Origin of the sequence: Pseudoxanthomonas jiangsuensis, from assembly GCF_010093185.1 — a bacterium.
GTDB classification, from domain to species: Bacteria; Pseudomonadota; Gammaproteobacteria; order Xanthomonadales; family Xanthomonadaceae; genus Pseudoxanthomonas; species Pseudoxanthomonas jiangsuensis.
On sequence record NZ_PDWL01000016.1, the window covers coordinates 63021 to 87053 of the forward strand.

Below are 24033 nucleotides of genomic sequence, written 5' to 3' on the forward strand. Positions count from 1 at the left end.
GGTCCGGTCCGATCCAGGCCCTTCGGCTACACTCCCCGGCTTCCTGCACGACCCGGTTCCCGATGAACCCGAACTACCTTGATTTCGAGCAGCCCATCGCCGACCTGGAAGCCAAGATCCAGGAACTGCGCAGCGCCAGCACCGGCCCGGCGGTCAACGTGGACGCCGAGGTGCACGCCCTCCAGGACAAGCTGCGCAAGCGCACCGCCCAGATCTTCCGCGATCTCAGCCCCTGGCAGGTCTCGCAACTGGCCCGCCACCCGGCCCGGCCCTACACCCAGGACTACCTGCGGGTGATCTGCGACGAGTTCCAGGAACTGCACGGCGACCGCGCCTTCGCCGACGACAAGGCCATTGTCGGCGGCCTGGCCCGGATCGACGGTCGCCCGGTGGTGGTGATCGGCCACCAGAAGGGCCGCGACACCAAGGAGAAGATCCGCCGCAACTTCGGCATGCCCAAGCCCGAGGGCTACCGCAAGGCTTTGCGGCTGATGAAGCTGGCCGAGCGCTTCGGCCTGCCCCTGCTGACCTTCATCGACACCGCCGGCGCCTGGCCGGGGATCGACGCCGAGGAGCGCGGCCAGTCCGAGGCCATCGCCCGCAACCTGCTGGAGATGGCCGAGCTGAGGATCCCGGTGGTCTGCACCGTGATCGGCGAGGGCGGCTCGGGCGGCGCGCTGGCTATTGGCGTAGGCGACAGCACGGTCATGCTCGAATACAGCACCTACTCGGTGATCTCGCCGGAAGGCTGCGCCTCGATCCTGTGGAAGGACGCCGGCCGGGCCAAGGACGCGGCCGAGCAGCTGAACCTGACCGCCGGCCGGCTCAAGAACCTGGGCCTGGTCGACAAGGTGGTGCGCGAGCCCACCGGCGGCGCCCACCGCAACCCGAAGCAGATGGCGCGCCGGTTGAAGGCGGTCCTGCTCAACGAGCTGGACGCGCTGGAGCGGATCCCGGTCGAGCAGCTGCTGCAGCGCCGCTACGAGCGCATGCGTGGCTACGGAGCGTACGAGGCGGCCTGAGCCGGCGCTATCCTTCCCCGGCCGGCGGCGGCCCGCCCAACCGGATACGCCATGAATCCGCACCTGCCCGAAGGCTGGATCCTGCCCCTGGCGCTGTTCGTGCTGCCGCTGCTGGCGGCGCTGGTGGTCAATCGCCGGTTCCGGCACCGGCGCGGCCTCAACCAGGGCTGGGTACTGGCCTGGTTCGTGGCGGTGTGCTGGATCTGCGCGCTGGCGGTGATCCTGCGCCAGCTGCGCTGAGCGCGGCCGCGGCTACCATGGCGACGATGGTCGCCTCGCTCCCGATCCCGCTCGACGCGTTGCCGGCCGCGGCCGGCGGCACGCTGGTCGTGGCCTTCAGCGGCGGCCTCGACTCGACCGTGCTGCTGCACCGGCTGGCCGCCGATCCCGCCTTGCGCGCGCGGGGCCTGCGCGCACTCCACGTCCATCATGGCCTGCAGGCCGCGGCCGATGCCTGGGCCGAGCATTGCGCCCACCAGGCCGCCGCACTCGGGGTGGCGCTGGAGGTGCTGCGCGTGCAGGTGCCGCGCGACGGCGGCCATGGGATCGAGGCGGCCGCGCGCGAGGCGCGCTATGCGGCGCTGGCCGCCGCCCTCGACCCGGGCGAGACCCTGGCCACCGCCCACCACCTGGACGACCAGGCCGAGACCTTCCTGCTGCGTGCGCTGCGCGCCTCCGGCCCGGAAGGGCTCGGCGCGATGCGGTCCTGGCGCCGCTTCGCCGGCGGCTGGCACTGGCGGCCCCTGCTGGCGCTGCCGCGCGCGACGCTGCGGGCCTGGGCGCAGGCGCACGCGCTCGAATGGATCGAGGATCCCAGCAACGCCCTGCCCGATCCCGACCGCAACTTCCTGCGCCTGCAGGTGCTGCCGATGCTGCAGCGGCGCTGGCCGCACGCGACCGCCGCCCTGGCCCGCAGCGCGGAACTCTCCGCCCAGACCGACGCCCTGCTCGACGCCGACGATGCCGCTTTGCTGGACGTCCTGGGCGGCGAAACCGGGCGCATGCCCGGAACGACCGGCGCGGACCATGGCCGCGGGCCGCAGGGCGACGCGGGTCGCACCCTGGACCTGGCCGGCCTGCTCGCCCAGCCGCCCGCCCGCCGCGCCCGGCTGTTGCGCCGCTGGGTGCGCGAACTCGGCCTGCCGCGCCTGCCGGCCCGCGGCATCGAGCGGATCGAAGCCGAACTGCTGGGCGCACGCGCCGATGCCGAAGCCGCCTTCGCCTGGTCCGGTGCGCGGATCCTGCGCTGGCGCGGCTGGCTGCATGCCGACCGGCTGCGTGCGTCGCTTCCGTCCGACTGGTCCGTCCTCTGGGACGGCCGCACGCCGCTGGACCTGCCCGACGGCGGCCGCCTGTGGCTGCAGGCTGGCGACGCCGGCACCCATGGCAACGACGCCCGCGACGACGGCGATCCACGTGGCACCGGCTTCGACGCGCCCCTGCGGGTGCGCGCACGCCGCGGTGGCGAGCGCATCGTCCTGCCCGGCCGCACCCATTCGCACGCGCTCAAGCACGTGCTGCAGGAACGCGGCGTGCCACCCTGGCGGCGCGCCCACCTGCCGTTGCTGGTGGTCGCGTCCGGCAACGACAAATCGGTCCTGGCGGCCGGCGACATCGCCTGCGCCGCACCGCTGGAAGCGTGGCTGCGCGCGCATGGCCTGCGCCTGGCCTGGCAGCCGCCCGGCGCCACCTGACCTCCGTCCCGCGTTGACCCTCCCGGCGCCACCGCGCACACTTCGCCCATGCCGAAGAACGCAGCCCCCGATGCCTCCCCGGTCGCCCAGTTCGAGCAGTCGCTGGACGAGCTGGAACAGTTGGTCGAGAAGATGGAACAGGGCGAGATGAGCCTGGAGGATTCGCTGGCCGCCTACGAGCGCGGCGTCGGCCTCTACCGCCGCTGCCAGAGCGCGCTGGAACAGGCCGAACTGCGCGTACGCCTGCTCACCGACCCGGAACAGCCCGACGCCTCGCAGCCGTTCGCGGCCGGCGATGGCGGCTGAGGCGTTCGCGCGCTGGGCCGCGCGCACCGAAGCCACGCTCGAACGCCTGCTGCCCGACCCCGGCCGCGCGCCCGCGCGCCTGCACGCGGCCATGCGCCACGCCAGCCTCGGCGGCGGCAAGCGCATGCGCCCCCTGCTGGTCTACGCCGCCGGCACCGCCCTGGGCGCCGACGAGGCCGCGCTGGACGTGGCGGCCGCGGCGGTGGAACTGGTCCACGCCTACTCGCTGGTCCACGACGACCTGCCGGCGATGGACGACGACGACCTGCGCCGCGGCCTTCCGACCGTGCACGTGGCCTTCGACGAGGCCACCGCGATCCTGGCCGGCGACGCCCTGCAGACCCTGGCCTTCTCAGCCCTGGCCGCGGCCGACGCCCCGGCGCAGCTGCGGATCGACTGGGTGCGGGCGCTGGCCGACGCCTCCGGCGTGGCCGGCATGTGCGGCGGCCAGGCGCTGGACATCGACGCCACCGGCCGGATCCAGCCGCTGGAGGGGCTGCAGCACATGCACGCGCTCAAGACCGGCGCCCTGATCCGCGCCGCGGTGCGCATCGGCGCCCTGGCCGGCGGCGCCGACACGGCCACGCTGGAAAGGCTGGACCGCTATGCCGCCGCGCTGGGCCTGGCCTTCCAGGTCCGCGACGACATCCTCGACGTCGAGGCCAGCTCCGAGCAACTGGGCAAGACCGCCGGCAAGGACGCGGCCCAGGCCAAGTCCACCTACCCGGCCTTGCTGGGCATGGACGGCGCCCGCGCCCGGCTGGAGCAATTGGCGGTGGAGATGGACGAAGCGCTGGCGCCGCTCGGCGAACGCGCCGCCCTGCTGGCCGCGCTCGGCGAACTGGCGGTCAAGCGCACGCACTGAGCCTTCTCCTGCGGCGTGTGGGTCATTCCCCGCTGCGGGGTGAGGCCGATAGATGGCTGCGGCGCTTTGGCACATGGCCTGCCGCCGCTCATGTCCCCCGGAACCGATGAAGCCGGTTCCTCCTCCTTTACTTCCCGTCGGCAGGCCATGCGCCAAAGCGCTCCAGCCTGGTTGGCGGCCGCACGGAAAGCATGCAGCGCCTCCGCCTTCCGTTCGGCGGCCGATGCAGGTGAAGCGGTGCGGTGCGATGCCTGCTGACGGGAAGTAAAGGAGGAGGTTGCGGCCGCGGGCCGCAGCCGGGGGACATGAGCGGCAGCAGGCATCGTGCCGCACCGCCGCGACAAAACCTTCCCGCCCGCCTGCTTTCCAAGCAGGACAGCGCACACCCCCTTGGTGAGGGCCACAAAAAACGGGGCCCGGTTTCCCGGGCCCCGTCGAAATCGCATCCGCCGATGGATTACTTGATCAGGCGGATCGCGAACGGGTAACGGTAGGCCTCGCCCTTGTTCGCGGCCAGGCCGGCGATGATGCTCAGTACGATGCAGGCGATCCAGGCGGCCAGGTTGATCAGCGCGCCGATCAGGATCACCGTCAGCACGGTGCCGATGATGTAGACGAACAGCAGGGTGATGTTGAAGTTCAGCGCTTCCTTGGACTGGTCGGTCAGGAATGCCTTTTCCGGCTTGTCCTTGTTGATCAGCCACACGATCAGCGGAACGATGAAGCCGAGGATGATCGCCGACAGGTGGACCAGCATGGCCACGGTGCGGTCGTCGTTGGAGGAACCGCCGGCGGGCGCGGGCGGCGGTGCGGTGACGTTGTCGAATTCGCTCATCTGATTCCCCGAGAGTTGGTGTGGTGGTGGACGCTGCGCATCCCTGCCGCGCTCGCCCCGCCGCGGAGGATATCAACCGCCACCGGCAACCGTCATCCGTCCCAACAGGACCGGACCGGTGCGTATGTGCGAGCGCGGGTCGAATTCGCGGCCCACCGCCTCGATCCGGGCGAACATCGCCCGCAGGTTGCCGGCGATGGTCAGCTCGTCCACCGGGTAGGCGATCGCCCCGTCCTCGACCCAGAACCCGGCCGCGCCGCGCGAATAGTCGCCGGTGACGCCGTTGACCCCCTGGCCCATCAGCTCGGTCACCAGCAGCCCGCGGCCCATGCCGCGGACCATCTCCTCCAGGCCATCGGCATTCGCCGAGACCTGCAGGTTGTGCACCCCGCCGGCGTTGGCCGTGGTCTGCAACCCCAGCTTGCGTGCCGAATAGCTGCCCAGCACGTAGCGCTGCAGGACCCCGTCCACCACCAGCGGGTTGTCGCGGGTGGCCACGCCGTCGCCGTCGAACGCGGTCGAGCGCAGGCCATGGTGCAGCAACGGCAGCTCGTCGATCGAAAGCCATTCCGGGAACAGCCGGGTGCCCGCGCTGTCGAGCAGGAAGCTGGCCTTGCGGTACAGCGCCCCGCCGGAGACCGCGCCGAGCAGGTGCCCGACCAGCGAACGCGCCACCTCGCTGGCGAACAGCACCGGGTACTCGCCGGTGGGCACACTGCGTGGCGCCAGGCGGGCGACGGTGCGCTCGGCGGCGCGGCGGCCGATGGCGGCCGGCGCCTCCAGGTCCCCGCGCGCCAGGCCGATGCTGTACCAGCCGTCGCGCTGCATGCCCTCGCCCTGCCCGGCGATCAGCGCCAGCCCCAGCGAATGCTGGGTCTCGCGCTCGCGGCCGACGAAGCCGTGGCTGTTGGCGTACACCGACAGGCTCTCGCCGCTGCCGAACGAAGCCCCGTCGGAATTGCTCACCCGCGCATCGGCCTGCCGCCCGGCCGCCTCGCAGGCCAGGGCCAGGTCCACCGCCTCGTCGGCGTCCAGCCGCCACGGATGCCAGGTGTCCAGGTCCGGGAAGCGGCCGTCCGCGCCCGGGCGCGCCATCAGTTCCGCATCGGCCAGGCCCGCGGCCGGATCGTCCTCGGTGTGCCGCGCGATCGCGCAGGCCTGCTCGACCGTCGCCGCCAGGCTGGCCTCGTGCAGGTCGGCGGTGCTGGCGCTGCCCTTGCGCTTGCCGAAGTACACGGTCACCGCGATCCCGCGGTCGCGGGTGGACTCGACCGTCTCCACCTCGCCCATCCGCACCGATACGTTGAGCCCGCGCTCCTCGCTGCAGCTGACCTCGGCCTGGCTGGCGCCCAGCGCCCGCGCCCGCTCCAGCAGCCTCTGCGAGATGTCCGCCAGCCGGTCCAGCCGCTCGTGGCTGTCGTCGTTGGATGCGATGTGGTTCACGTGGGGTCCTGTGGATTCGGTTGGATTCGGGGTTGAGGAGAGTTCGAGGTGGCGTCAGCGGCCGCCGTGCGGCCGTCGGAAGGCGGCGGGTCAGGCCGGCGCAGGTAGAATCCCCGCATCCGATAGAGCCCCAGCCCCATGCGCGGACGCGACGAAGACACCGGCGAATTCCTTTCCCCCAGCCGCAGCCAGCAGCGCCGCGAAGCGCTGGACGTGCTGGAACTGGCCGGAAAGCTCGCCAGCCTCACGCCCACCCAGCTGGCCAAGCTGCCGATCCCCGACGACCTGCTCCCGCACCTGGAGCACACCCGCAAGATCACCGCCCACATCGCCCGCAAGCGCCAGCTCGCCTACCTGGCCAAGCAGATGCGGCGCGAGGACGACGAGACCCTGGACGCCATCCGCGACGCCCTCGACGAGGACGGCGTCGCCGCCCGCCGCGAAGTGGCCGCCATGCACCGGGTCGAAGCCTGGCGCGAGCGCCTGCTGGCCGAAGGCGACGCCGCTCTGGCCGAACTGCTGGACGAATACCCTGCCGCCGACCGCCAGCACCTGCGCCAGCTGGTCCGCAGCACGCTGGAGGAACGCAAGCGCAACAAGCCGCCGCGCGCCTTCCGCGAACTGTTCCGCGAACTGCGCAACCTGCTGCTGGCCGGCAGCGCCGAAGCCGCGCAGGCGCAGGAGGCCGGCGAAGAAACCGCAAGCGACGCGTTCGACTTCGACGACGACGCCGAGCGCGACGAAGACTGATCCCGGCGCGCGCAGCCGCCGGCCGCGCGCCCGCCAGGCATGGCTCACGCCGCGCCCCTCACGCGCGAGTCCCGCCCACGGTCAGCCCGTCGACCAGCAGCGACGGCTGGCCCACGCCCACCGGCACGCTCTGCCCGTCCTTGCCGCACACGCCCACGCCCTCGTCCAGGGCCAGGTCGTGGCCGACCATGCGCACCTTCTGCATCGTCTCCGGGCCGTTGCCGATCAGGGTCGCGCCCTTCACCGGCGCGGTGACCTTGCCGTCCTCGATCAGGTAGGCCTCGGTCGCCGAGAACACGTACTTGCCGCTGGTGATGTCGACCTGGCCGCCGCCGAAGTTGACCGCGTACAGGCCCTTCTTCACCGAGGCGATCATCTCCTGCGGATCGTGGCCGCCGGCGAGCATGTAGGTGTTGGTCATGCGCGGCATCACCAGGTGGGCGAACGATTCGCGCCGGCCGTTGCCGGTCGGGGCCATGCCCATGAGCCGCGCGTTGAGCGTGTCCTGCATGTAGCCGACCAGCACCCCGTCCTCGATCAGCGTGGTGCAGCGCGTGGGCGTGCCCTCGTCGTCGATGTTGAGCGAGCCGCGACGCCCGTCCAGGGTGCCGTCGTCGACGATGGTCACCCCCGGCGAGGCCACCCGCTGGCCGATCCGGCCGGCGTAGGTCGAGGTGCCCTTGCGGTTGAAGTCGCCCTCCAGGCCGTGGCCGACCGCCTCGTGCAGCAGAACGCCCGGCCAGCCGGCGCCGAGCACCACCGGCATGGTCCCGGCCGGCGCGTCGATCGCGTCGAGGTTGACCAGCGCCTGGCGCAGCGCCTCGCGCGCCAGCTTCTCCGGACGGCCGCCGGAGAACAGCTCCTCGTAGGAATAGCGCCCGCCGCCGCCGGCGTAGCCGGATTCGCGGCGGCCCTGGTGCTCGACGATCACCTGCACGTTCAGCCGCACCAGTGGGCGCACGTCGGCGCCGAGCACGCCGTCGCTGCGCGCCACCAGCACCGTGTCCACCCCGCCCGACAGGCTCACCGCGACCTGGATCACCCGCGGATCGGCTGCGCGCAGCAGCCGGTCGAGCGAACGCAAAAGCTCGACCTTGTCCTCGTTGCCCATCCCGTCCACCGGATCGACCGCCGGGTACAGCCTGTGTCCGCCCTGGCGCACCAGCTGCCGCGGCGCCTGCGCCCCGCCCTCGCGGGCGATCGCCCGGGCCGAGCCGGCGGCCAGGCGCAGGGCCTCGGCATTGATGTCGTCCGAATAGGCGAAGCCGGTCTTCTCGCCGCTGATCGCGCGCACGCCCACGCCCTGCTCGATCGAGTGCGCGCCGTCCTTGACGATCCCGTCCTCCACCGTCCAGCTCTCGCGCCGCGAATGCTGGAAATACAGGTCGCCGAAGTCGATCCCCGGCCCGAGCAGGGCGCCGAAGGCGCGGTCCAGGCCGGACGGGTCGAGGCCGCCGGGCACCAGCAGGCGGGATTGGGCGAGGGTCAGGGCGGTATCGGTCATCGTCACTGGATGGGGGCGGCCGTGGGGCGGGACAAGCGCGGCAGGCGCAGGCGGCGCGGCACGGGGCCTGCGCGAAGGGCGCCTATGATGACAGCAACCCGCCGCCGCGCCTTCACCGCGGCCCCACCGCCGGAATCGCGATGCGCCTGACCGCCTACGTCATCGACGGCCACACCCTGGACATCCGCCCCGCCCCGCGCGAGCGCGAGTGGATGGACCGCACCGACCAGCACTACGCCTACCGCTGCCTGCCGCTGGACATGGCCAACGCGCTGGGCTGGGAGCTGCTGTGCCAAACCGGTTTCAACGCCGAATGGGACGGCGGCGACGCGCTCGAATCGCTGCGGGTCTGGCCCGATCCCGGCACCGCCGCACCGGCGCTGAGCCACTTCGGCTACGGCGTGCTGACCTTCCACGTGCCCTGCCTGTTCCGCAGCGATACCGGCGTGCAGCTGCTGGCCACCGGCCCGCTCAACCGCCCCAGGGACGGCATCGGCGCGCTCAGCGGCCTGGTCGAGACCGACTGGAGTCCCTCCCCTTTACCATGAACTGGAAGTTCACCCGCCCCGGGCGGATCCGCTTCGAGGCCGGCGAACCGTTCTGCCACCTGCTGCCTTTGCGGACCGATTTGCTGGAGGACGTGCAGCCGCGCTGGCAACCTTTGTCGGAAGCGCCGGAACTGGAGGCGCAGTACCGGCAGTGGACGCGCAGCCGCGGCCATTTCCTCGGCGAACTGCCCGACCCGCAGTCGCAGGCCGCGCGCGAGCAGTGGCAGCGCGGCTACTTCCGCGGCGTGGACGCGCACGGCTGCCCCGCGCCGCAGCACCGCACCCGGCTGCGCCTGCCGCCGTTCACCCGCGACTGAGCCGACGCCCGGCGCTGCTACCGGGGTTCGCCGCCGCTGGACGGCATCCCGCCGCCGTCCTCGTCCCCGCGCGCCTGCTCGCGGTCGATCACTTCCACCTTCGGATCCTTCCACGGTCCGCTGACGTGGTAGGTACGCGCGCCGATCCCGCCCAGCGGCTTGCCCAGCACCGCGTTGGCCGCCGCGCCCACCGCCGCGCCCACCGGACCGCCCGCGACCGCGCCCACCACCGTGAGCAGGTTGCCCGCGCGCGGCTGCACGTCGATGGTCTGGTCGAAGCGCTGCGCCCGCAGGTCGGTGCGGCCGCGGATGCCGATGTCGGCCGCCGGCCCCTCGATCCGCATGTCGTCGGTATGCGCGGCGCCATCGCCGAAGCGCACGTTGCCCTCCAGCCGGTTGAACGCGAACCCCCTGGAGAAGAAGTCGCGGAAATCCAGCATCATCCGCCGCGGCAGCTGGGCCACGCTGAGCAGGCCCAGGACCCGCCCGGCGCCCGGCTCCACCTCCAGCAGCTGGCCGTTGCGCGCCTGGATGTGCAGGTTGCCCTGCAGCGCGCCGAGCTGGAACCCGGCCGGCGATCCCGGCCAGCTCGCGTCCAGCCGGATCGTGCCCTCGCCGCGCGCCAGCCAGTCCGCATAGCCCAGGCCGCTGACCAGCCGGCCCATGTCCTCGCTGTCCACCTGCAGCGCCAGGTGGGTGCGCGCACCGGGACCGCGGCCCAGCCACTCGCCAGTGACCTCGGCCTTCTGCCAGTCCGAGTGCAGCTGCAGCCGCTCCACCCGCAGCCCGCCGGCCACCGGCCGGGTGCGCAGCTGGACGCTGCCCAGGGCGGCCTGGCGGTAGCGCAGGTCGTCGATGTCCAGGGCCAGCGGCGGGATCGCCGACGGATCGAACCCGGGATCGACCGGTGCCTCGGTCGCCGGATTCGATGCAGCCATCGGTACACCATCGGAGCCGGCCGGCGATGCGGCCGTGGCCGTGCCGGCTGCCGCGGTCGCAGGGCCGGACGGCGTGGCCGGGTCGACCGCAGACACGCGGGCGTCGCCGCCGCCATTCGCTTCCGCAGCCACGCTGGCGCCTGCACCGTTCGTGGCCGCCGCCGGCTGCCAGTACAGCCGCGAGAACCGTCCTTGCACCGCTTCGCCACTGCGCTCGGGCACGGTCATGCTGCCGGCCAGCGCCGGCCCGTCCACGTTCACCGCCAGGGCCCCGGCGACCGGCCGCAGCCGCAGCCGGGTCTGCGGGAATTCGCCGCCGAGCAGGTGCAGGCGCGCGGCCAGCACGTCCACCTGGCGCAGCGGCAGGCCGCCTTCGCCGCCGCCCTTGGCCAGCCCGATCCATTCCAGCGCATCCAGCTCGCGGGTGCGCCCGTCGACCGCCAGGCCCGACGCCGGCGGCTCGGCATCCACCGTGCCGCGGCCGAGGGTGACCCGCACCCCGGTGGCGCCCTGGCGCTCGCGCGCCCGCACCGCCATCCGCTCGCCGAAGGCCACGTCGATGTCGCCGCTGCCCAGCGGCAGCCCGACCTGGACCCGGGTGGGCAGCGCCTGCGCCGCCGGCTTGTCCAGCGGCGAGGGCAGGTCGAGCACCGTGCCGGCCAGGTCCGAGGACAGGCGCAGCACGCCGGCGGGAGGCGCGGCGACCGCAGTTGGACCGGAACCGGCTCCAGAAGCCGCGGCGGCACGCGCGCCGCCCCCCGATGCGGCCTTGGCGGCCGGCGCTTCGGCCGGGATCGCCAGCGCCAGGGTCCAGGCCGAACGGCCGCGCACGTACGGCCCCAGCCAGTCCAGCATCGGCGCCCGCGCCAGCAGGCCGGCCGCGTCCATCGGCGCCTGCAGCTCGGCCTCGAAGGCCTGGCCGGCGCCACGCACGTGGCTGGGCCCGGCGCGCAGGGCCAAGGTGCCGGGCAGGCCGGCCCAAGCCACCTGCAGGGCGTCGGCGGCGAAGCCGTCGCCGTCGTAGCGGACCTGGCCGCGGACCGCGTCGAAGGCCAGGTTCCAGCGCTTTTCCGCCAGCTTCGCCCCGTCCAGGTCGACCGTGCCGGAGAACCTGGCGGGGCCGTGGCCGGCGCGCAGCGGCAGGTCCAGGGCGAAGCTGGCGCGCGCCGGGCCGGACGCGGCGAGGTTGTCCAGGGTCTCGCCCTGGCGCGCGTGCAGCGGGCTGCGCCGCAGCAGGGCCAGGAAGCGCGCGGCGTCGGCCGCGGCCTCGGCGCGCACCTGCAGGGGCGCGTCGCCGTAATCGGCGATCCCGGCCTCGAAGCGCCGCACCGGCACCCCGGCCAGGTCGCCGTGGCCGCGCACGGTGAAGCCGTTGGCGATGAACGCCACGTCCGCCTCGGTGCCCTCCAGCGCCGGCCATTCCTGCTGGAAACGGAAGCGGCCGCCGGCGATCCGCGCGCGCGCCTCGAACAGCCCGTCGCGGTGGGTGAACGGCCAGTCGTCCAGGTCGCCGGAGACCAGCGCGCGGCCGTCGCGCACGGTGCCGTCCTCCAGCGCCATGTCCAGCCACCGCACCGCCGCCGGCGGCATCGAATGGCGCAGCCAGAACTTCTTGGCCGCCGGCACCGCCGCGTCGTCCAGCTCGGCGGCCAGGTCGATCCACGGCCGGCTGCCGTCGCCCTGGAACCACAGCCCGCCGCGCACCTGCGCGCCGTAATCCTGGCCGCGCACGTGCAGCGCCGGGGTAGCGACCTGCCAGCCGGCGCCCTCGCGCCAGCCGAGCACGCTGCCTTCCAGCTTCACCTCGTGGACCACGCCGAAGCCGTGCGGCCAGTCCAGCCGCAGCGTGCTGTCCGGGTCCAGCGCCAGTTCCCAACCCTGGCCATCGCCTTCGAAGCGCCCGGCCAGCCCGGCCATGCCCGGGCTGTTGCCGACCGAGGCGAACGCCAGCCCGTCCAGGCGGCCCTGCAGGCGCAAGGGACCGTCGCGTTCGCCGGCCAGCTCCAGCGCCGAGACCTGCAGCCGCGGCGCGGCCTGCAGCAGCCAGGCCCGGCGCGCCGCCGGCAGGCGGTCGCTGAGCGCGGCCAGCGCCAGCAAAGGCGCGGCGTCGATCCGTTCGGCGGCGATCGCGTAGCGGCGGCCGCCGGCCAGGGTCAGGCCATCCAGCTGCTGCGCCCCGTGCGCGTCGCCCCCCCGCAGCACAGGCGCATCCAGGCGCCAGCCGCCGGCGACCAGGCGCCAGCGCAGGCGCCCGCGCAGCTCGTCGAAGGCCTGCTGCGGCGGCTGCGCCCGCTCCGGCAAGGGCGCGCCGTCGAGCACGACGTGGCGCAGGTGGAACTGGCCGGTGACCAGCACCACCCGGTGTCCGCGCAGCTCGCCCCAGGCCTCGACCCGGCCGCGGCCGGCGCTGGGCGCGATCCCGGCATGCCGCAGCAGCGGCGCCCAGGCCGCCAGGTCCTCGCTGTCCAGATCGAGGTAGGCGCGGCCGTCGCCGCGGCCGCGGTCGAAATCCAGGGCCAGCGCCAGCGGTTCAGTGTTGGCGTCGGCCCCGGCGTCGATCCAGCCGCGCAGGCCGGCGCGCACCCGCGCGCCGTCCACCCGCAGGCGCAGGTCGATCCGCGGGATGGTCGCGTCCAGGCCCAGCTGCGGCGCGTCCACCTCCAGCCGGCCGCCGATCACCTGCAGTTCGCCCAGCCCTTCCAGGTACTCGAACGGATCGACCCGGCGGCCGCCGGCGGTGGGCAGGCCGCGGATCGACCAGCGGCCGTCGTCGTGGCGCTGCAGGGCCAGGGCCGGCCCGTGCAGGCGCAGCTCGGTGAACGAGCGCCCCGGCCAGAGGCCGGCGTAGAGCGAGACCAGCACCTCGGCATCGCCGATCCGGACCGCGCCGTCGCCCTCGCCGATGCGCAGGCCGTCCAGGCGCAGCAAAGGGCCGCGCCGGGTCCACTCGGTCTCCACCCGCTCGAACGCGACCGGCCGCCGGGCCTTCTCGCTCAGCCAGGCGGCGATCCGCTCGGGATGGCGTTCGGCCAGCGGCAGCAGCTGGCTGCTGGCGCCCAGCACCAGCGCCAGCACGACCAGGGCCACGGCCACCAGGTAGGCGGCCCAGCGGCGGGCCAGGCGCAGGCGGCGGCGCAGGGGGGTGTGCATCAGCGCGGCGCCCGCGGCCGGACGCGGCGGCCGGCGCCTGCAAGGGCATGGCGCACGCGCGCCTGCGGCGCGAACCGCATCGTCTCCCCCGCCTTCCTGCCTGCCTGCGCGTCCCTGCGTCCTGTCCGGGCCGTGGCCTCAGAGCAGGACCACATCGAACTGCTCCTGCAGGTACTGCTCGTCGGCCTGGAACCGGATCGACTTGCCGAGGAACTCCTCCAGCTCGGCCACCGCGGCCGACTCCTCCTCGGTGATCCTGGCGACCACCTTGGCCGAGGCGATCACCAGCAGGCGCGCGGCCTCGAACTGGCGCACCGCGCGGGTGATCTCGCGGAAGATCTCGTAGGTCACCGTCTCGGTGGTCTTGACCGAACCGCGCCCGCTGCACTGCGGGCAGGTCTCCGACAGCTGCCGCTCCAGGCTCTCGACGGTGCGCTTGCGGGTCATCTCGACCAGGCCGAGCGGCGAGAAGTCGTACACCGTGGTCTTGGCGTGGTCGCGCGCCAGCGACTTCTCCAGGGTCCGCAACACCTGGCGGCGGTGCTCCGGATCGACCATGTCGATGAAGTCGATGATGATGATCCCGCCCAGGTTGCGCAGCCGCAGCTGCCGCGCTACCGCCTGCGCGGCCTCGAGGTTGGTGCGATACACCGTCTCCTCGAGGTTGCGCTGGCCCAGGAACGAGCCGGTGTTGACGTCGATGGTGGTCATCGCCTCGGTCTGGTCGATGACCAGGTAGCCGCCGGACTTCAGCGGCACCTGCTTGTCCAGGGCGCGGCCGATCTCGTCCTCGACGCCGTAGAGGTCGAAGATCGGGCGGTCGCCGGTGTACAGCTCCAGCTTCTCGCCCAGCACCGGCATGTACTTGGCGACGAAGGCCTGCAGCCGGTCGTAGGTGTCGCGCGAGTCCACCCGCACCTTCTCCACGTCCTTGCGGATCAGGTCGCGGACCGAGCGCAGGGGCAGGCTCAGGTCCTCGTAGATGACGGTGCACGGCGCGGCCTCGCGGCCGCGGCGCTCGACCACGTTCCAGACCCGCGACAGGTAGGCGATGTCCTCGGCCAGGGCCTCGGCCGGCTGGCCTTCGGCGTTGGTGCGGACGATGTAGCCGTGGCCGCCGTGGCTGGCGGCCAGGTCCGAGACCAGGGTCTTCAGCCGCAGGCGCTCGGCCTCGTCCTCGATCCGCGCCGAGACCCCGACGCTGCGCGACTGCGGCAGCAGCACCAGGTAGCGCGAGGGGATGCTGATCTGGGTGGTCAGGCGCGCGCCCTTGGTCCCGATCGGGTCCTTGACCACCTGGACCACGATCTCCTGGCCGTCGCGCAGGAGCTCGACGATCGAGGGCGTGGGCAGCGGGTGCGGCGGGCTGTCGTCGGCCAGGCCGGCGTCCACCGGCGCCGGCCGGACCACGTCGTTGGCGTGCAGGAACGCGGCGCGCTCCAGCCCGACCTCGACGAAGGCCGCCTGCATCCCCGGCATCACCCGCTGGACCTTGCCCTTGTAGATGTTGCCGACCACGCCGCGGCGCCAGCCGCGCTCGATGTGCAGCTCCTGCAGCATGCCGCTCTCGACCACCGCCACGCGGGTCTCGCGCGGGGTGACGTTGACCAGGATCTCCTCGGACACGACCGCGCTCACCCGGCCACCGCGGCGCCGGCGTGCGCATGCGCAGCCGCTCCGTCGCCAGCCGCCCGGTCCCCGGCCGGAGCCGGACCGGCGCCCAGCAGGCGCGCGGTCTCGTGCAGGGGCAGGCCCATCACCCCGGAATAGGAGCCGGACAGGTGTTCGACGAAGGCCTCGGCCCGGCCCTGGATGGCATAGGCGCCGGCCTTGCCCAGCGCCTCGCCGGTGGCCACGTAGGCGGCGATCGCGGCCTCGTCCAGCGCAGCGAAGCGCACGATGGTGGTGGACAGGACCTCGCGCTCGCCGCCGGCGTCGATCACCACCACCGCCGAGAGCACGGTGTGTTCGCGCGCGGACAGCCGGCGCAGCATCGCCGCCGCGTCGGCGGCGTCGGCCGGCTTGCCGAACACCTCCTCGCCCAGCACCACCTCGGTGTCGGCACCGAGCACCCGGGCGCCCGCTTCGGCGGCCACCCGGGCCCAGCCGGCGCGGGCCTTCTCCCGCGCCACCCGGCGCACGTAGTCGGCCGCGCCCTCCGCCGGCGCCCGGACTTCCGGGACGTCGACGTCGAGCAGGCGGTAGGTCAGGCCGAGACGGTCCAGCAGTTCGGCCCGGCGGGGCGATTTCGAGGCCAGGTGCAGCATGGGCGGAAGGATAACCCGCGGCATGGGCCTGAACGGTGGCAAGGTGTGGCATCCGGCGCCCGAACCCCGCCCGGGCTCACGGCGCGTTCATCCCGGCGACCCGACCCTGCCGCGCACCGACGCGCGTGCCCGGCCCCGGCCGGGTCCGTCATCCAACAAGGAGATCCACCCATGCGCAGTTTCCTGGCTTCGATCCTGGCCCCGCTCGCCGTCCTGGCCCTGTCCGCCCCGGCGGCCGGGCAGACCGCCACCGCCCCGTTGCCGGCCGACGCCACCCTGCTGTCGGTCTCGGCCCAGGCCGAGGCCAGCCGCGCCCCGGACATCGCCACGATCTCGGCCGGGGTGGTCACCCAGGCCGCCGACGGCAACGGCGCCATGCGCCAGAATGCCGAGCTGATGAACAAGGTGCTGGCCGCGCTGAAGGCGGCCGGGGTGGCCGAGAAGGACGTGCAGACCAGCGGCATCCACCTGCAGCCGCAGTACCGCTACGCCGAGAACCAGCCGCCGGCGATCACCGGTTACCAGGCCAGCAACACGGTCAACGTCAAGCTGCGCGACGTGTCGAAGATGGGCAAGGTGCTGGACGCGCTGGTGGCCAGCGGCTCCAACCAGATCAACGGCCCCAGCTTCGGCATCGACGAGCCCGAGCCGCTGTACGACCAGGCGCGGCTGGACGCGCTGAAGCTGGCCCAGGCCCGGGCCGAGACCTACGCCAAGGCGCTGGGCCTGCGGGTGCGCCGGATCGTAAGCATCGGCGAGGGCGGTGGCGCGGTCCCGATGCCGATGCCGCGGATGGCGATGATGAAGGCCGAGGCCTTCGACAGCACGCCGGTGGCCGCGGGCGAGAGCAGCGTGTCGGTCTCGCTGGACGTGGTGTTCGAGCTGGGGCGCTGAGGTTTCGAGCTGCAAAGCGTTCCACCTGCAGCCCGGCTCGATGCCGGGCTGCTGCTTTTTGGCTTGGTCGAGGGTGGCCTGCGCAGAGACATCGACTTCGGACCGGGCCGCCGCACGGAAGGGATGGCGTAAGAGCGCCGGCTTCGGAAGGGGCCGCCGTGCCTTGGGTCTGCGGTGCACCGCTCGGGCGGGCGTCCTGCCCGCAACGCGCGGCCGTGGCACATCCCTGTGCCACTTGCCCCGCAGACCCAAGGCACGACGGCCTCTGCGGCTTTGGAGGTCACCGCTTCGGTTGCTTCTGCTCTTCAGGCTTTGCTGCGTCTTTCCCCACTGCCGTCGTCCCGGCGAACGCCGAGACCCAGTGTCTTTGCTTCCCTTGTAGGAGCCGGCCTTGCCGGCGACCGCCATGGTGGAGGCGTCTGCGTGAAACCGGCTGCCAGTGATCCGTCCGCCTCCACGGTCGCCGGCAAGACCGGCTCCTACAGGAGGAGCACAGCAAAGCGGAGAAGCAAGGCGCTGGGTCCCGGCGTTCGCCGGGACGACGGCTGATAGAAGTAACGAACCCACCGCGCGCAGAAGACGCGGCGGACCGGTTGTGTTGGGGCAGCGGACAGGGATGTCCGCGGTAGCGCGTGCGCACACGGATGTGCGCCCGAGCGGCCACGACACGGCCGGTTCGCCGCGGCTCAGCCCGAAGACAGCCAAACCCAATGCCTTTGCAGTTGCAGTTGCGGTAATGACCGCCTAAGACCTTGGTCGAATCCCCGCCGCGGACGCTTGAAGACCCCGCCCCTGCGGGCGCAGTCTGGAACCCGGCCATCGCGGCCAACCCCGGCCGCCCTGTCCGTGCGTTGTTTCCCCCGTCATTCCCGCAATGGAGGTGGATCATGGTTCGCACGCTGCCGTCCCAGGCCCAGACCCGCCTGGATCCCTCCCGCATCCTCGCCACCAGCTTCGCCCTGGCCGTCCACGCCCTGGCCCTGCTGGTCCTGCTGCTGCCGCTGACCCAGGCCTCCCTGCCCGACCTGCGACCGGAACCGGCGCCCGAACGCTGGAAGGTCGAGCGCGTCCTGCCCGCCACCCCGCTGCCGCCCAAACCCGTCGAGCAGCCGCGCACCCAAGTCCCGCCACGCCCGCAGCCGGCTGCGGTGCAGACCCCGCAACCGCTGCGGCTGCCCGCCGTCGTCGACCAGGGCAGCCTGCCCGCCGATCCGGCCACCGACGCCGTCGGCCCGCCCGACATCGCCCCCGCCTGGGACCCCAATCCGTTGCAGGGCGCCGAGCTGCGCTACGCCGTCGCCCCGCCGCCGCCCTACCCGCGCGACGCCCTGCGCGCCGGCGCCGAAGGCACCGTGCTGCTGCGGGTGCTGGTGGACATCGACGGCAGGCCGCTGGAAGTGGGCGTCGAGCGCAGCAGCGGCCACCGCTCGCTCGACCGCGAGGCCGTGCGCCAGGTGCAGCGCAGCTGGACGTTCGAACCGGCGATGCGCGACGGCCGCGCCGTCCAGGCCTGGGGCCTGGTGCCGATCGGCTTCAGCCTGCAGTGATGGACAGGCCGTGCCCGCGCGCATCGGACGACGCGCGCGGGCAGGCTCCATGCGGCATCCCGTGCCGGCCGCGCTCAGGCGCGGTGGTAGGGATGGTTGGCCAGCAGCGCCGCGGCGCGGTACAGCTGCTCGGCCACCACCAGCCGCACCAGCATGTGCGGCAGGGTCAGCGGCCCCAGCGACCAGGATTCGGAGGCGGCCGCCAGCACCTCCGGGGCGTGCCCTTCCGGGCCGCCGATCAGGAACGCCAGGTCGCGGCCCTGCTGGCGCCAGTGCTCCATGCGCACCGCCAGCTGCTCGGACGACCAGGCCTTGCCCGGCACGTCCAGCGCGACCACGTGCGCGTTCTTCGGCAGCGCGGCCAGCACCCGCCGGCCCTCGTCCTCGATCGCCCGGTGCGGATCGCGGCCCTTGCCGCGCAGGCCCGGCTCCACTTCCACCAGTTCCAGCGGCAGCCAGTGCGAGAGCCGCTTGCGGTATTCGCCGAAGCCTTCGGCCACCCAGGACGGTGCGCGTTCGCCGGTGGCGATCAGTCGTGCCTTCATCCGCGCATGATAGCCCCCGGCACGCATGCGCCACGCCGCTGCCAGGAAGCCCCATGTCGTCGGCATGCGCCTGTTCCGACGTATTCCGCCAGCGCAGCGCTGCCATGCCGCGCAGGCCGCGTGCTACGGTCCGGCACCGCACGCACGTCCGCCGCCCTGGGAGGGGAAACGCATGGGTCGTCGCATCAACGCGCACAACGCGCCGCCCTGGCGCATCGCGCTGCTCGCCGCGCTGCTGGCGGCCAGCCATGCCTCCATCGCCTGGGCCGCACAGGAGGGGAAGGACCACACGGCGCAGACGTCATCGCCTACGGCACCGGTCGCCGCGTTCGATTGGTTCCGCTACGAGGGCAGCGATCCGGCCGACATGGCCCATCCGCCCGCGCCCGGCCAGTTCCGCAATCCGGTCATCAAGGGCTTCCATCCCGACCCGAGCGTGGTGCGGGTCGGCGGCGACTACTACCTGGTGACCTCGACCTTCGGCTGGTTCCCGGGCATTCCCGTGTTCCACAGCACCGACCTGGTCCACTGGACCCAGATCGGCAACGCCATCGACCGCCCCGACCAGCTGGACTTCGGCGCGCACGACCTGGTCAACGGCGTGTTCGCGCCGGCGATCGAATACCACGATGGCCGCTTCTGGATCGCCAACACCTGCTTCCCGGCCTGCGGCGGCAACTTCGTGATCACCGCCACCGACCCGGCCGGGCCGTGGTCGGACCCGGTGTGGCTGCCGGACCTGGCCGGCGGGATCGATCCGTCGCTGTTCTTCGACGATGACGGCCGCGCCTGGATCGTCAACAACGACCTGCCGGAAGGCGGCAAGGAGCGCTACACCGGCCACCGCGCGATCTGGCTGCAGCAGTTCGATCCGCAGGCGATGCGCACCGTCGGCCCGCGCACGGTGATCCTGGACGGCGGCATCAACCCGGCGCAGAAGCCCGAATACGTCGAAGGCCCGCACCTGTTCAAGCGCGACGGCTGGTACTACCTCACGGCGGCCGAGGGCGGTACCGGCGAGATGCACCGCCAGGTGGTCCTGCGCAGCCGCCGGGTCGAAGGCCCGTACGTCGCCTGGTCCGGCAATCCGGCGTTGACCCAGCGCGACCTGCCGCGCGAGCGGCCGTTCCCGGTCACCTCCACCGGCCACGCCGATTTCGTCCGGACCCAGGACGGCGACTGGTGGGCGGTGTTCCTCGGCAACCGGCCCTACCCGCCGCTGGACGGCCACTACGTCAACACCGGGCGCGAGACCTTCCTGCTGCCGGTGGCCTGGACCGCCGACGGCTGGCCGCGGATCGGCGAGCCCGGCCAGCCGGTGCCCTACGCGCTGGACGCGCCGCGGCTGCCGCCGGGTACGGCGCCTGTGCCGACCTCCGGCAGTTTCGCCGTCAACGACGACTTCGACCGCCCGGCACTTGCGCCGTCCTGGATCACCCCGCGCAATCCGCGCTCGGAATGGCACCGGCTGGCCGATGGTGCGCTGTGGCTGCAGGCGCGCGAAGTGCGCCTGGGCGACCGCGGCAATCCCTCGTTCCTGGCCCGGCGCCAGCAGCACCAGGATGCCGACGTCAGCACTGTGGTCCGCTTCGCCCCGGCGCGCGACGGCGACACCGCCGGCCTGGCCGCGTTCCAGAACGAGGACTACTGGTACCTGCTGGCGCTGGTCCGCCAGGGCGAGCGCCTGGCGGTGGTCCTGGACCGGCGCGACGGCCGCGTCCGCGGCCAGGACCGGACCGGCACCCGCCTGGCCGCGGCGACGCTGCCGGACAGCGTCGCCGGGCAGCCGCTCTACCTGCGCATCCGCGCGCGCGGGGACCGCTACGAGTTCCAGTACGCGCTCGAGGAAGGCCGCTGGCGCACCCTGCTCGCCGGCATGGACGGCACCCTGCTCAGCACCGCGGTGGCCGGTGGCTTCACCGGCGCGGTATTCGGGGTCTACGCCGGGCGCGCGCCGCTGTAGGGGCCGGCTTGCCGGCGACCGCACCGATCAACCGTCGGCGTCGGGATCGTCCAGCGGGACGTGTTGCCGGCGCTGGTCCTTGAGCCAGCGCCTGAATTCCGCCGGATCCTGCAGGCGGCGCAGGTCGTCCTCCAGCCATGCGATCTCGTCGGCCAGCTGGCGCTTGATCCGCGCCAGCAACGTGTCCAGCCGCGCCGGATCCAGACGCACGCCATCGCCCAGGCCGTAGTCGGCGCGGAAGGCGGCCTCCATCCGCGCCCGCTCCCGGCCGACCTCCGCGAGCTGGCGCTCGAGATCGCGGTTGTAGTCGTCGATCCGCGCCGCATCCATCCTGCGCAGCTGCTGCGGCTGCAGCTGGCCGATCTCCAGCTGCAGCTCGATCAGCTCCAGCAGGCTGCCGGCGCGGTAGGCCTGGTTGAGCCTCTGCATGAGCGCGGTCTTGCGCGCGCGTTCGTCCGGGTCCGGCTCGCGGTCCGGATGCAGGGCCGCGGCCAGCCGGCGGTACAGCTCGCGCAGCGGCATCGCCGTGCCCTCGCCGGGGCTGGCGGCCGTCGCCCGCCGGGCCTTGCCCGCACGCCTGCGCTCGCCGCGCCCCTCGGCATGCGCCTGCCGCATCCGTTCGCGTTCGCGCAGGCGCTGCAGCAGCGCCTCGGGCACCTCGATCCCGTCCACGTCTTCCGGATCCAGGCCGAAATGCTCGGCCACCGCCTGGCGCATGCGGGCGTCGGCGGCCGCCTGTACCTGGCCGGAATCCGAGCCGGTGTGGCGTGCAAGCAGCGGCTCGAGATCCGCCCGGCCCTGCCCGGCCAGCGCACCGGCCAGCTCGCGGATCAGGTCCGACAGGAAGCCGCGCTCGGCCTTGCCCAGGCCGAAGCCGGCGTGCGCGTGGTCGAGCCGGGACACCCGTTCCAGGTCCAGCGCCTCGCGGCGCTCGAACAGCGGCACGGCCTGCTCGTGGTAGCGCCGGTGCCAGCGCGGCAAGGCTTCGCCCCAGGCCCGCAGCAGGGCGCGTTCCTGCTCGATCCTGTGCCTCAGCCCGTCGAAGCGCCGGCGTGCCGGCGACGAAGCCGCGTCAGGCAGCGTACCGTCGCCGCCGCCGGCCATGGCCGGCACGCGCACGGCCGGACGCTCGCCGGATCCGGGCGTACCCATCGCTGCCGCGTCGTCCGCCGGGAACTGCCGCCAACGCGTCAGTCCTGGTCGTCTTCGTCGTCCTGGCGCGGCTGGTCGCCGACGGTCCACAGCCGCTCCAGCGCGTAGAACTCGCGCACCCGCGGCAGCATCACGTGGACGATCACGTCGCCCAGGTCGACCAGCACCCACTCGGCCTCGCGCTCGCCCTCCACGCCCAGCGGCATCGCGCCTAGCTGCTTGGCGAAGCGGATCACCTCGTCGGCGATCGACTTCACGTGCCGGGTCGAGGTGCCCGAGACGATCACCAGGTGGTCGGTGACGCTGGTCTTGCCGCGCACGTCGATCTCGACCACATCCTTGCCCTTGATCTCGTCGACCGCGGTGCGGACGCTGGCCAGCAGCGTGTCCACGGGCGGCGGCGGGTCGGGAAGGCGGGTCTTGATGACGTGGGCTTGGCTGCTCAAGTGGGGCTCGGTCGGGACACGGGAAGGACGACGCGATTATACCGGGCCGCCCGGTGCAGGCCGTATTCACGGGCCCGGGACGGCTGCAGGACGGCTCAGCCGCCGCGGTACAGCCCTTCGGCCTCGATGAAGCCGGCCACCGCGGCCGGTACCCAGGCGCGCCAGGCCGGGTCGCCGGCGGCGATCGCCCGGCGCACCGTGGTGGCCGATTCGGGGCGCAAGGGCTGGTGCAGGCGCAGGATCCGGCCCGCGGGCGATGCCGCCAGGTCGGACGGATCTCCGCTCCAGCGCGCGGCGGCCCACGCCTCCAGCTCCGGCGGCAGGTCGTCCAGGTCGCCGCCGGTCTCGCGCGCGGCAACCACGAAGTGGGCCAGCGCCGGCAGCTCCCGCCACGCCTTCCAGGTCGGCAGGGAACGGAAGCTGTCGGCGCCCAGCAAAAGCGCCAGCGGTGCCTGCGCGCCGAGTTCGGCACGCAGTTCGCGCAGGGTGTCGATGGTCCAGGACGGCCCGGCGCGGTGCAGCTCGCGCCGGTCCACCCGCAGCCGCGGGTCGCCGGCGGCGGCCAGGTCGAGCATGCGCGCACGCTGCGCCGCGCTGGCGCCGGTGGCGGCACGGTGCGGCGGATCGGCGGCCGGGACCAGGGTCGCGGCCACGCCGAAGGCCTCGGCCGCGGCTCGGGCGATGGCCAGGTGGCCTTCGTGGACCGGATCGAAGGTGCCGCCGTACCAGAGGGTCAGCCCGCGCACCGGCGCCGTAGCCGCCTGCTCGGTGACGGGACGCTCCATGATCGGGTGTCGCCGCTCAGCGCGCCGCGCCGGCCAGCAGACGCGTCGCCGGCGTCTCGGCGATCGCCAGCAGCAGGCGTTCGAGCAGCTGCCACGGGTCGCCGGCGGCGCGGCCCTTGGCGGCGCGGTCCACGCGCGAGGCGTAGGCGGCGAGGCGGTTCCAGCGCAACGGGGTGGCGTGGCGCTGCAGGGCGCGCTTGAACGGCGCCTGGCGTGCTTCCCACAGGCCCTGCGACTTCATCTCCGCGGCCAGGTTGGCGCCGCGCGCCTGGGCCCGGGCCAGGGCGGCGGCGCGCAGCAGCTCGCGGATCACCATCGGCATCAGCCCGGCCACCTGCTCGCCTTCGGCGCGCAGTCCGGCGAGCATGCGCCGCACCTGCGCGGCCTGGCCGGACAGGGCCGATTCGACCAGCCGGAACACGTCGTAGCGGGCGGCGTCGGCGACCAGCGACTGCATCGCCTCCAGGTCCAGGGTGCCTTCCGGCGCCAGCAGGGCCAGCTTGTCGATCTCCTGGGCGGCGGCCAGCAGGTTGCCCTCCACCCGCTCGGCCAGGCCCTGCACCGCTTCGGGGGTGGCGCGCAGGCCGCGCTCGCGCAGGCGGCGGTCGATCCAGCCGGCCAGCTCGTGCGGCTTGAGCGCCCAGGCGATGGACACCACTCCGCAGCGCGACAGAGCCTCGACCCACTTGGTCTGGTGGGCCTTGCTCCACTCGTCGGCGACGATCATCAGGTGGGTGTCGGGCGGCGGATCGGCGCAGAAGCCGGAGATCACCTCGGCACCGACCTTGCCCGGCTTGCCCGAGGGCAGGCGCACCTCGATCAGCCGCCGCGAGGCGAACAGCCCCGGCGCGGAGAAGCTGGCCGACAGCGCGTCCCAGTCGATGTCGCGGCCGTCCAGCTCGAACACCTCGCGCTCGGCGCCGTCGGCGCGGGCGCGGGCGCGGACCGCGTCGGCGGCCTCGAGCACGTGCAGGGTCTCCGGGCCGGCGATCAGGTAGGCCGGCTGCAAGGGCTGCTTGCCGGCCTGGGCGACCAGCTGGTCGGGGCGCAGTTCCATCGGCC

The 24033-nt window shown here is 73.4% G+C and carries 20 protein-coding genes and 1 pseudogene; 10 read left to right on the forward strand and 11 right to left on the reverse strand.

Features of this window, described 5'->3' with window-relative positions:
- Window positions 1–62 precede the first annotated feature (62 nt).
- Genes CSC62_RS11145 through CSC62_RS11165 form a run of 5 tightly spaced genes read left to right on the forward strand, consistent with a single transcriptional unit; the run spans window position 63 to window position 3887 of the window.
- The gene (locus tag CSC62_RS11145) at window positions 63–1022 is read left to right on the forward strand and encodes an acetyl-CoA carboxylase carboxyltransferase subunit alpha (protein WP_162406298.1); all 960 of its coding nucleotides are present in this window, start codon (window positions 63–65) and stop codon (window positions 1020–1022) included.
- Window positions 1023–1073: 51 nt separating this feature from the next.
- Complete coding sequence (locus CSC62_RS11150; RefSeq protein ID WP_162406300.1) at window positions 1074–1262, forward strand: hypothetical protein; 189 nt, start codon at window positions 1074–1076, stop codon at window positions 1260–1262.
- A 26-nt stretch (window positions 1263–1288) separates the two neighbouring features.
- Complete coding sequence (gene tilS, locus CSC62_RS11155; protein ID WP_162406311.1) at window positions 1289–2716, forward strand: tRNA lysidine(34) synthetase TilS; 1428 nt, start codon at window positions 1289–1291, stop codon at window positions 2714–2716.
- A gap of 48 nt (window positions 2717–2764) precedes the next feature.
- Window positions 2765–3022: an exodeoxyribonuclease VII small subunit gene (locus CSC62_RS11160; RefSeq protein ID WP_162406313.1), complete on the forward strand. Its 258-nt coding sequence runs from the start codon at window positions 2765–2767 to the stop codon at window positions 3020–3022.
- On the forward strand, window positions 3012–3887 hold the full coding sequence (locus tag CSC62_RS11165) for a polyprenyl synthetase family protein (protein WP_162406315.1): 876 nt from the start codon (window positions 3012–3014) through the stop codon (window positions 3885–3887). The genes CSC62_RS11160 and CSC62_RS11165 overlap by 11 nt, the downstream gene beginning before the upstream one ends.
- Before the next feature lie 457 nt (window positions 3888–4344).
- Here the strand turns inward: CSC62_RS11165 and CSC62_RS11170 are convergent, their stop codons facing one another.
- Window positions 4345–4722: a DUF4870 domain-containing protein gene (locus CSC62_RS11170; protein ID WP_162406317.1), complete on the reverse strand. Its 378-nt coding sequence runs from the start codon at window positions 4720–4722 to the stop codon at window positions 4345–4347.
- 72 nt (window positions 4723–4794) lie between these two features.
- Window positions 4795–6165, reverse strand: coding sequence for a metalloprotease PmbA (gene pmbA, locus CSC62_RS11175; RefSeq protein WP_162406319.1), 1371 nt, complete (start codon window positions 6163–6165; stop codon window positions 4795–4797).
- A gap of 138 nt (window positions 6166–6303) precedes the next feature.
- On the opposite strand from pmbA, the gene yjgA reads away from it, so the two are divergent.
- On the forward strand, window positions 6304–6915 hold the full coding sequence (gene yjgA, locus CSC62_RS11180) for a ribosome biogenesis factor YjgA (RefSeq protein ID WP_162406321.1): 612 nt from the start codon (window positions 6304–6306) through the stop codon (window positions 6913–6915).
- A 58-nt stretch (window positions 6916–6973) separates the two neighbouring features.
- Here the strand turns inward: yjgA and tldD are convergent, their stop codons facing one another.
- Window positions 6974–8419: a metalloprotease TldD gene (tldD, locus tag CSC62_RS11185; RefSeq protein ID WP_162406323.1), complete on the reverse strand. Its 1446-nt coding sequence runs from the start codon at window positions 8417–8419 to the stop codon at window positions 6974–6976.
- A 140-nt stretch (window positions 8420–8559) separates the two neighbouring features.
- Between tldD and CSC62_RS11190 the strand changes: the two are divergent.
- Window positions 8560–9284: pseudogene (locus CSC62_RS11190) on the forward strand (DUF6065 family protein).
- A gap of 17 nt (window positions 9285–9301) precedes the next feature.
- Here the strand turns inward: CSC62_RS11190 and CSC62_RS18180 are convergent.
- From CSC62_RS18180 to CSC62_RS11205, 3 genes are all read right to left on the reverse strand, one after another.
- Window positions 9302–13372, reverse strand: coding sequence for a YhdP family protein (locus CSC62_RS18180; RefSeq protein WP_162406325.1), 4071 nt, complete (start codon window positions 13370–13372; stop codon window positions 9302–9304).
- A gap of 138 nt (window positions 13373–13510) precedes the next feature.
- Window positions 13511–14998: a ribonuclease G gene (gene rng, locus CSC62_RS11200; RefSeq protein ID WP_162406396.1), complete on the reverse strand. Its 1488-nt coding sequence runs from the start codon at window positions 14996–14998 to the stop codon at window positions 13511–13513.
- Between the two features lie 8 nt (window positions 14999–15006).
- The gene (locus CSC62_RS11205; RefSeq protein ID WP_162406327.1) at window positions 15007–15639 is read right to left on the reverse strand and encodes a Maf family protein; all 633 of its coding nucleotides are present in this window, start codon (window positions 15637–15639) and stop codon (window positions 15007–15009) included.
- Window positions 15640–15810: 171 nt separating this feature from the next.
- On the opposite strand from CSC62_RS11205, the gene CSC62_RS11210 reads away from it, so the two are divergent.
- Both CSC62_RS11210 and CSC62_RS11215 read left to right on the forward strand, forming a co-directional pair.
- The gene (locus CSC62_RS11210) at window positions 15811–16533 is read left to right on the forward strand and encodes an SIMPL domain-containing protein (protein WP_162406329.1); all 723 of its coding nucleotides are present in this window, start codon (window positions 15811–15813) and stop codon (window positions 16531–16533) included.
- A gap of 887 nt (window positions 16534–17420) precedes the next feature.
- Window positions 17421–18080: an energy transducer TonB gene (locus CSC62_RS11215; RefSeq protein WP_162406331.1), complete on the forward strand. Its 660-nt coding sequence runs from the start codon at window positions 17421–17423 to the stop codon at window positions 18078–18080.
- 74 nt (window positions 18081–18154) lie between these two features.
- Here CSC62_RS11215 and rlmH read toward each other — a convergent pair whose 3' ends face one another.
- Entirely contained in the window at window positions 18155–18625 is a 471-nt protein-coding gene (gene rlmH, locus CSC62_RS11220) for a 23S rRNA (pseudouridine(1915)-N(3))-methyltransferase RlmH (RefSeq protein ID WP_162406333.1), read from the reverse strand.
- Between the two features lie 172 nt (window positions 18626–18797).
- Here rlmH and CSC62_RS11225 point away from each other — a divergent pair, with 172 nt between their 5' ends.
- Window positions 18798–20588 (forward strand): glycoside hydrolase family 43 protein, encoded by a 1791-nt coding sequence (locus tag CSC62_RS11225; RefSeq protein ID WP_162406335.1) that lies wholly within the window; start codon window positions 18798–18800, stop codon window positions 20586–20588.
- A gap of 27 nt (window positions 20589–20615) precedes the next feature.
- Here CSC62_RS11225 and CSC62_RS11230 read toward each other — a convergent pair whose 3' ends face one another.
- The 4 genes from CSC62_RS11230 to holA form a co-directional block, all read right to left on the reverse strand.
- Window positions 20616–21740 carry a J domain-containing protein gene (locus CSC62_RS11230; RefSeq protein WP_162406337.1) on the reverse strand — a complete coding sequence of 375 codons (1125 nt, stop codon included), beginning with the start codon at window positions 21738–21740 and terminating at the stop codon, window positions 20616–20618.
- Window positions 21741–21778: 38 nt separating this feature from the next.
- Window positions 21779–22186, reverse strand: a complete 408-nt coding sequence (gene rsfS, locus CSC62_RS11235) for a ribosome silencing factor (protein WP_162406348.1) — start codon at window positions 22184–22186, stop codon at window positions 21779–21781.
- Window positions 22187–22281: 95 nt separating this feature from the next.
- Window positions 22282–22971, reverse strand: coding sequence for a nicotinate-nucleotide adenylyltransferase (gene nadD / locus CSC62_RS11240; RefSeq protein ID WP_162406350.1), 690 nt, complete (start codon window positions 22969–22971; stop codon window positions 22282–22284).
- A 16-nt stretch (window positions 22972–22987) separates the two neighbouring features.
- Window positions 22988–24028 (reverse strand): DNA polymerase III subunit delta, encoded by a 1041-nt coding sequence (gene holA / locus CSC62_RS11245; protein ID WP_162406352.1) that lies wholly within the window; start codon window positions 24026–24028, stop codon window positions 22988–22990.
- Window positions 24029–24033: the final 5 nt, after the last annotated feature.

What these genes read in the sequence shown, in the direction of transcription:
- CSC62_RS11145 (WP_162406298.1), top strand. Translation starts at nt 63, where the DNA reads ATGAACCCGAACTACCTTGATTTCGAGCAGCCCATCGCCGACCTGGAA.
- CSC62_RS11150 (WP_162406300.1), top strand. Translation starts at nt 1,074, where the DNA reads ATGAATCCGCACCTGCCCGAAGGCTGGATCCTGCCCCTGGCGCTGTTC.
- tilS (WP_162406311.1), top strand. Translation starts at nt 1,289, where the DNA reads ATGGTCGCCTCGCTCCCGATCCCGCTCGACGCGTTGCCGGCCGCGGCC.
- CSC62_RS11160 (WP_162406313.1), top strand. Translation starts at nt 2,765, where the DNA reads ATGCCGAAGAACGCAGCCCCCGATGCCTCCCCGGTCGCCCAGTTCGAG.
- CSC62_RS11165 (WP_162406315.1), top strand. Translation starts at nt 3,012, where the DNA reads ATGGCGGCTGAGGCGTTCGCGCGCTGGGCCGCGCGCACCGAAGCCACG.
- CSC62_RS11170 (WP_162406317.1), bottom strand. Translation starts at nt 4,722, where the DNA reads ATGAGCGAATTCGACAACGTCACCGCACCGCCGCCCGCGCCCGCCGGC.
- yjgA (WP_162406321.1), top strand. Translation starts at nt 6,304, where the DNA reads ATGCGCGGACGCGACGAAGACACCGGCGAATTCCTTTCCCCCAGCCGC.
- tldD (WP_162406323.1), bottom strand. Translation starts at nt 8,419, where the DNA reads ATGACCGATACCGCCCTGACCCTCGCCCAATCCCGCCTGCTGGTGCCC.
- CSC62_RS18180 (WP_162406325.1), bottom strand. Translation starts at nt 13,372, where the DNA reads ATGCACACCCCCCTGCGCCGCCGCCTGCGCCTGGCCCGCCGCTGGGCC.
- CSC62_RS11205 (WP_162406327.1), bottom strand. Translation starts at nt 15,639, where the DNA reads ATGCTGCACCTGGCCTCGAAATCGCCCCGCCGGGCCGAACTGCTGGAC.
- CSC62_RS11210 (WP_162406329.1), top strand. Translation starts at nt 15,811, where the DNA reads ATGCGCAGTTTCCTGGCTTCGATCCTGGCCCCGCTCGCCGTCCTGGCC.
- CSC62_RS11215 (WP_162406331.1), top strand. Translation starts at nt 17,421, where the DNA reads ATGGTTCGCACGCTGCCGTCCCAGGCCCAGACCCGCCTGGATCCCTCC.
- rlmH (WP_162406333.1), bottom strand. Translation starts at nt 18,625, where the DNA reads ATGAAGGCACGACTGATCGCCACCGGCGAACGCGCACCGTCCTGGGTG.
- CSC62_RS11225 (WP_162406335.1), top strand. Translation starts at nt 18,798, where the DNA reads ATGGGTCGTCGCATCAACGCGCACAACGCGCCGCCCTGGCGCATCGCG.
- CSC62_RS11230 (WP_162406337.1), bottom strand. Translation starts at nt 21,740, where the DNA reads ATGGGTACGCCCGGATCCGGCGAGCGTCCGGCCGTGCGCGTGCCGGCC.
- nadD (WP_162406350.1), bottom strand. Translation starts at nt 22,971, where the DNA reads ATGGAGCGTCCCGTCACCGAGCAGGCGGCTACGGCGCCGGTGCGCGGG.
- holA (WP_162406352.1), bottom strand. Translation starts at nt 24,028, where the DNA reads ATGGAACTGCGCCCCGACCAGCTGGTCGCCCAGGCCGGCAAGCAGCCC.